Below are 3520 nucleotides of genomic sequence, written 5' to 3'. Positions count from 1 at the left end.
CACACGGAGAAGAGGGGCACCCCCCGGGGGGTGCCCCTCTTCTCCGTACGTACGCCGCTACGCGGTCTCCTGCGGCCGGGCCGCCTTGCTCCGCCCGCCGCCCGGCCGGTTCTCCAGGAAGCGCTTCAGACGGCCCGCCAGCGGCCGCTCCACGAACCGCTGGATGAGCCACGAGGCCAGCAGCATCACGGCCGTCGCCGACAGCAGCAGCGTCCACGGCTCCACGTCCCGCCGCCACTGGTGCAGCAGGGTCACGCCGATCTGCTGGTGCAGCAGGTACAGCGGGTACGACATCGCGCCCGCGACCGACAGCCAGCGCCAGTCGATCCGGTCCAGCCATCCCAGGGCCACGGCGGCCATGACGACGTAGCAGAGGGTCACGACGGCCAGGCACATCTCCCAGGACAGCCGGTCGCCCTTCACGGTGTTCCACGCGACGATGTCGTTCAGCCAGCGCTGCATCAGCAGCCAGGAGAACCCGAGCAGCACCCACGGCTCGCCCGCGCGCGGTCCCTCACGGCGGATCAGGTAGAAGCAGATGCCGGAGATGAACAGCGGGGAGTAGTTCGGGTTCGCCAGGACGTTGAGGACCGGCAGCCCGGAGCTGGGGGCCAGCAGCGAGGCGACCGTCCAGATCCAGCAGAAGTTCAGGACCTTGCGGTAGGTCAGACCGGACCAGGCGACCACCGCGAAGATCAGGTAGAACCGCAACTCGGACCAGAGCGTCCAGTACGACATGTCCAGTTCGGCGCTGCCCAGCGGGGTCTGGAACATCGTCAGGTTGGTCAGGATCTGGCTCAGCCCCGGCCCGGCTCCGCCGAAGGGCTTGCCGACGGCCAGCAGCACTCCCATGGTGACGAGTACGCAGAACCAGTACGCGGGCCCGAGGCGGATCACCCGGCTGCGCAGGTAGCTGCCGAGCGGCCGGCCCCAGGCGGACATGCAGATGACGAAACCGCTGATCATGAAGAAGAGCTCGACGCCCATCCAGCTGTAGCGGCCCACCATGGTCAGCCAGCCGAAAGCGTCACGCCCCCACACCTCTTGACGGGTGTAGTGGTGCATGAGCACCAGGACCGCCGCCAGGATCCGCAGCCCGTCCAGGACGCGCAGCCGCGGCCGGGCGGCGGCCGGACCCGGCCCTGGCTGCCCCGGCAGGGACGGCAGCACAAGGGGACCTTTGCCGTCCTCCCGCCGGTCATCGAGGACGCGCGGGGACGGATGCAACGACATGGACGCTCCACGGGCAGGACGGATGCGTGCCCCGATGCTCGACGGCCGCGCGGGACGCGCGGCCCATCCGGGCTATCCCCCCCCGGTGCTTGGGCGGCAACAGTCTTACGAGAAAACCATCGCACTGTCCACAGCACGTGGTTCACCCCACGCCCGTCGGCGGACCCGTGCCGTCCGGTTTCATACGGTTCAGTTTCCCCGGACGGTGACCTTCTCGTCGTTCTGGATCTGCTTGACCAGCTGCTGGACCTTCGCCTTGTCCCAGACGAGGTTGCCGCCGCGTTGGCCGGAAATCGGGATGTTCATCGACACGCCGTCACCGCTGTTGATGCCCTTCATCGCGAAGAACATCTGCCCCATGTCCCACAGGCCCATGTCCTTGTCCACGATCAGGGTGTCCAGGCCCGCGCCCATCACCGGATAGAGGGAGAAGGGGTTCAGGACCGTGCTCGGAGTCGCGGCCTGGCTCGCGAGCGCGCCCAGGAACTTCTGCTGGTTCTTCGTCCGCTGGAGGTCCGACTCCGCGAAGGCGTACCGGGTGCGTACGAAGGCCAGCGACTGTTCGCCGTTGAGGGTCTGACGGCCCGCCTTGAAGTCGGCGCCCGACTTCTCGTCCTTGAAGGCCTGCTCGATGTCCAGCTCCACGCCGCCCAGCGCGTCCACGATGTTCGCGAATCCGGCGAAACCGATTTCGGCGTAGTGGTCGATGCGCAGCCCGGTGTTGAACTCCACCGTCCGCACCAGCAGCTCGGGGCCGTCCTCCGCGTACGCGGCGTTCAGCTTGACCCGCCGTCCCTGGGACGGGAACTTCTTGCCCGACTGGGAGCCGACGAAGGAGGGGATCTCCACGTCCGAGTCGCGCGGCAGCGAGATCATCGTGTTCCCGCTGGAGCACTTGGCCAGGACCATCATCGAGTCCGTGCGCTTGCCCTCGGCGGAGCCCGTGTGGAGCTTCTTCTTCTCCTCGTCGGACATGCCCTCGCGGCTGTCGGAACCGACGATCAGGTACGTCGTGCAGTCGCCTTCCTTCGGGCGCTCGATCACCTTGGAGAGGTCGACCTCGCGGCGCACCTTGGAGTCGGCCCAGAAGTAGGTGCCGATGCCGGTGACGACGAGGACGCAGACCAGCGCGATCGAGCCGACCTTGATCCGCTTGCGCCAGTCCGGAGCCGGTCCGGCCGGTCCCGCGGGCCCGCCGGGCCCGGAAGGCCCGCCCGGGCGTCCGGGGCGGCCGGGGCCCGCCGGACCGCCGGGGCCCGCGGGCGTTCCGTAGACCTGGCCGGTGTTGTACCCGCTGTCGTACGCCGCGTCCGGCCCCTGCGCCTGCTGCGGCGGCACCCCGTACGCGGGCCGGCCCGGGGGCGGCGCCTGCGGGGGGACGGGCGGCCGGGCCGGGCGCTGCGGCGGCTGCGGCTGCCGCTGGACGTGGCGCATCCGCTGCGCGCCCTCCGGCTGCGCCTGCCCGCTGCCGCGTCCGTACCCGTCATCGCGGCGGCCGCGCGCGTCGCGCTCGCCGTTCCAGCCGTCCCAGTCACTCATGCGCACAAGGATGCCTGGCCGGGCGTGTCGCCCGACACCCCGGTGCGCGCTTCGTGCCGGGGCTGTTGCAGAGCTGATGCCTGGCGCACCCACTTAAGGTGGCCCCATGACAGAAATACCGGCGGCGCCCCAGGGCAAGCCGATCTCGGCCTCGCGGACCACCCTCAGCCACATCATGACGGCGAACGACACCAACCTCCTCGGGACGGTGCACGGCGGTGTGATCATGAAGCTGGTGGACGACGCCGCCGGTGCCGTGGCCGGGCGCCACTCCGGCGGGCCCGCCGTCACCGCGTCCATGGACGAGATGGCCTTCCTGGCCCCGGTCCGGGTCGGCGACCTGGTCCACGTCCGCGCGCAGTGCAACTGGACCGGCCGCTCCTCGATGGAGATCGGCGTACGGGTCCTCGCCGAGCGGTGGAACGAGTCCACCCCCGCCACCCAGGTCGGCAGCGCCTACCTCGTCTTCACGGCGGTCGACGCGGAGGGCAAGCCCCGCCAGGTCCCGCCGGTGATCCCGGAGACCGAGCAGGACGAGCGGCGCTACCAGGAGGCCCAGATCCGCCGCACGCACCGGCTCGCCCGCCGCCAGGCGATCACCGAGCTCCGCGAACGCCGCTCCGCCGAGGGCCTCGACGACTGAGCCGCCGCCCCCGGACCGTCCGCCGGGGCGCACCGGCGGCCCGGGCCGGCGATGGCCCGGTGGCCCCGGAGCCCCGTCCGCGGGGCGCCGCCCCACGGGCATACC

The 3520-nt window shown here is 70.9% G+C and carries 3 protein-coding genes; 1 reads left to right on the top strand and 2 read right to left on the bottom strand.

The window, feature by feature from the left end; translation table 11 throughout:
• Positions 1-57: 57 nt before the first annotated feature.
• Together ACFV0Q_RS39740 and ACFV0Q_RS39735 are read right to left on the bottom strand one after the other, a co-directional pair.
• Complete coding sequence (locus ACFV0Q_RS39740; protein WP_385012753.1) at positions 58-1233, bottom strand: acyltransferase family protein; 1176 nt, start codon at positions 1231-1233, stop codon at positions 58-60.
• A gap of 189 nt (positions 1234-1422) precedes the next feature.
• Positions 1423-2772, bottom strand: a complete 1350-nt coding sequence (locus ACFV0Q_RS39735) for an LCP family protein (protein ID WP_385012751.1) — start codon at positions 2770-2772, stop codon at positions 1423-1425.
• A 106-nt stretch (positions 2773-2878) separates the two neighbouring features.
• Between ACFV0Q_RS39735 and ACFV0Q_RS39730 the strand changes: the two genes are divergently transcribed.
• Positions 2879-3415, top strand: coding sequence for an acyl-CoA thioesterase (locus ACFV0Q_RS39730; protein ID WP_385012749.1), 537 nt, complete (start codon positions 2879-2881; stop codon positions 3413-3415).
• Positions 3416-3520: the final 105 nt, after the last annotated feature.

This window comes from Streptomyces sp. NPDC059564 (assembly GCF_042735575.1).
Taxonomy (GTDB): Bacteria; Actinomycetota; Actinomycetes; order Streptomycetales; family Streptomycetaceae; genus Streptomyces.
Note: the sequence above shows the minus strand (reverse complement) of the source record. Positions and strands in the feature narration are given on the sequence as shown.

Excerpts from the sequence above, each read along its gene's own strand:
- ACFV0Q_RS39740 (WP_385012753.1), bottom strand. The coding sequence starts at position 1,233 with ATGTCGTTGCATCCGTCCCCGCGCGTCCTCGATGACCGGCGGGAGGAC.
- ACFV0Q_RS39735 (WP_385012751.1), bottom strand. The coding sequence starts at position 2,772 with ATGAGTGACTGGGACGGCTGGAACGGCGAGCGCGACGCGCGCGGCCGC.
- ACFV0Q_RS39730 (WP_385012749.1), top strand. The coding sequence starts at position 2,879 with ATGACAGAAATACCGGCGGCGCCCCAGGGCAAGCCGATCTCGGCCTCG.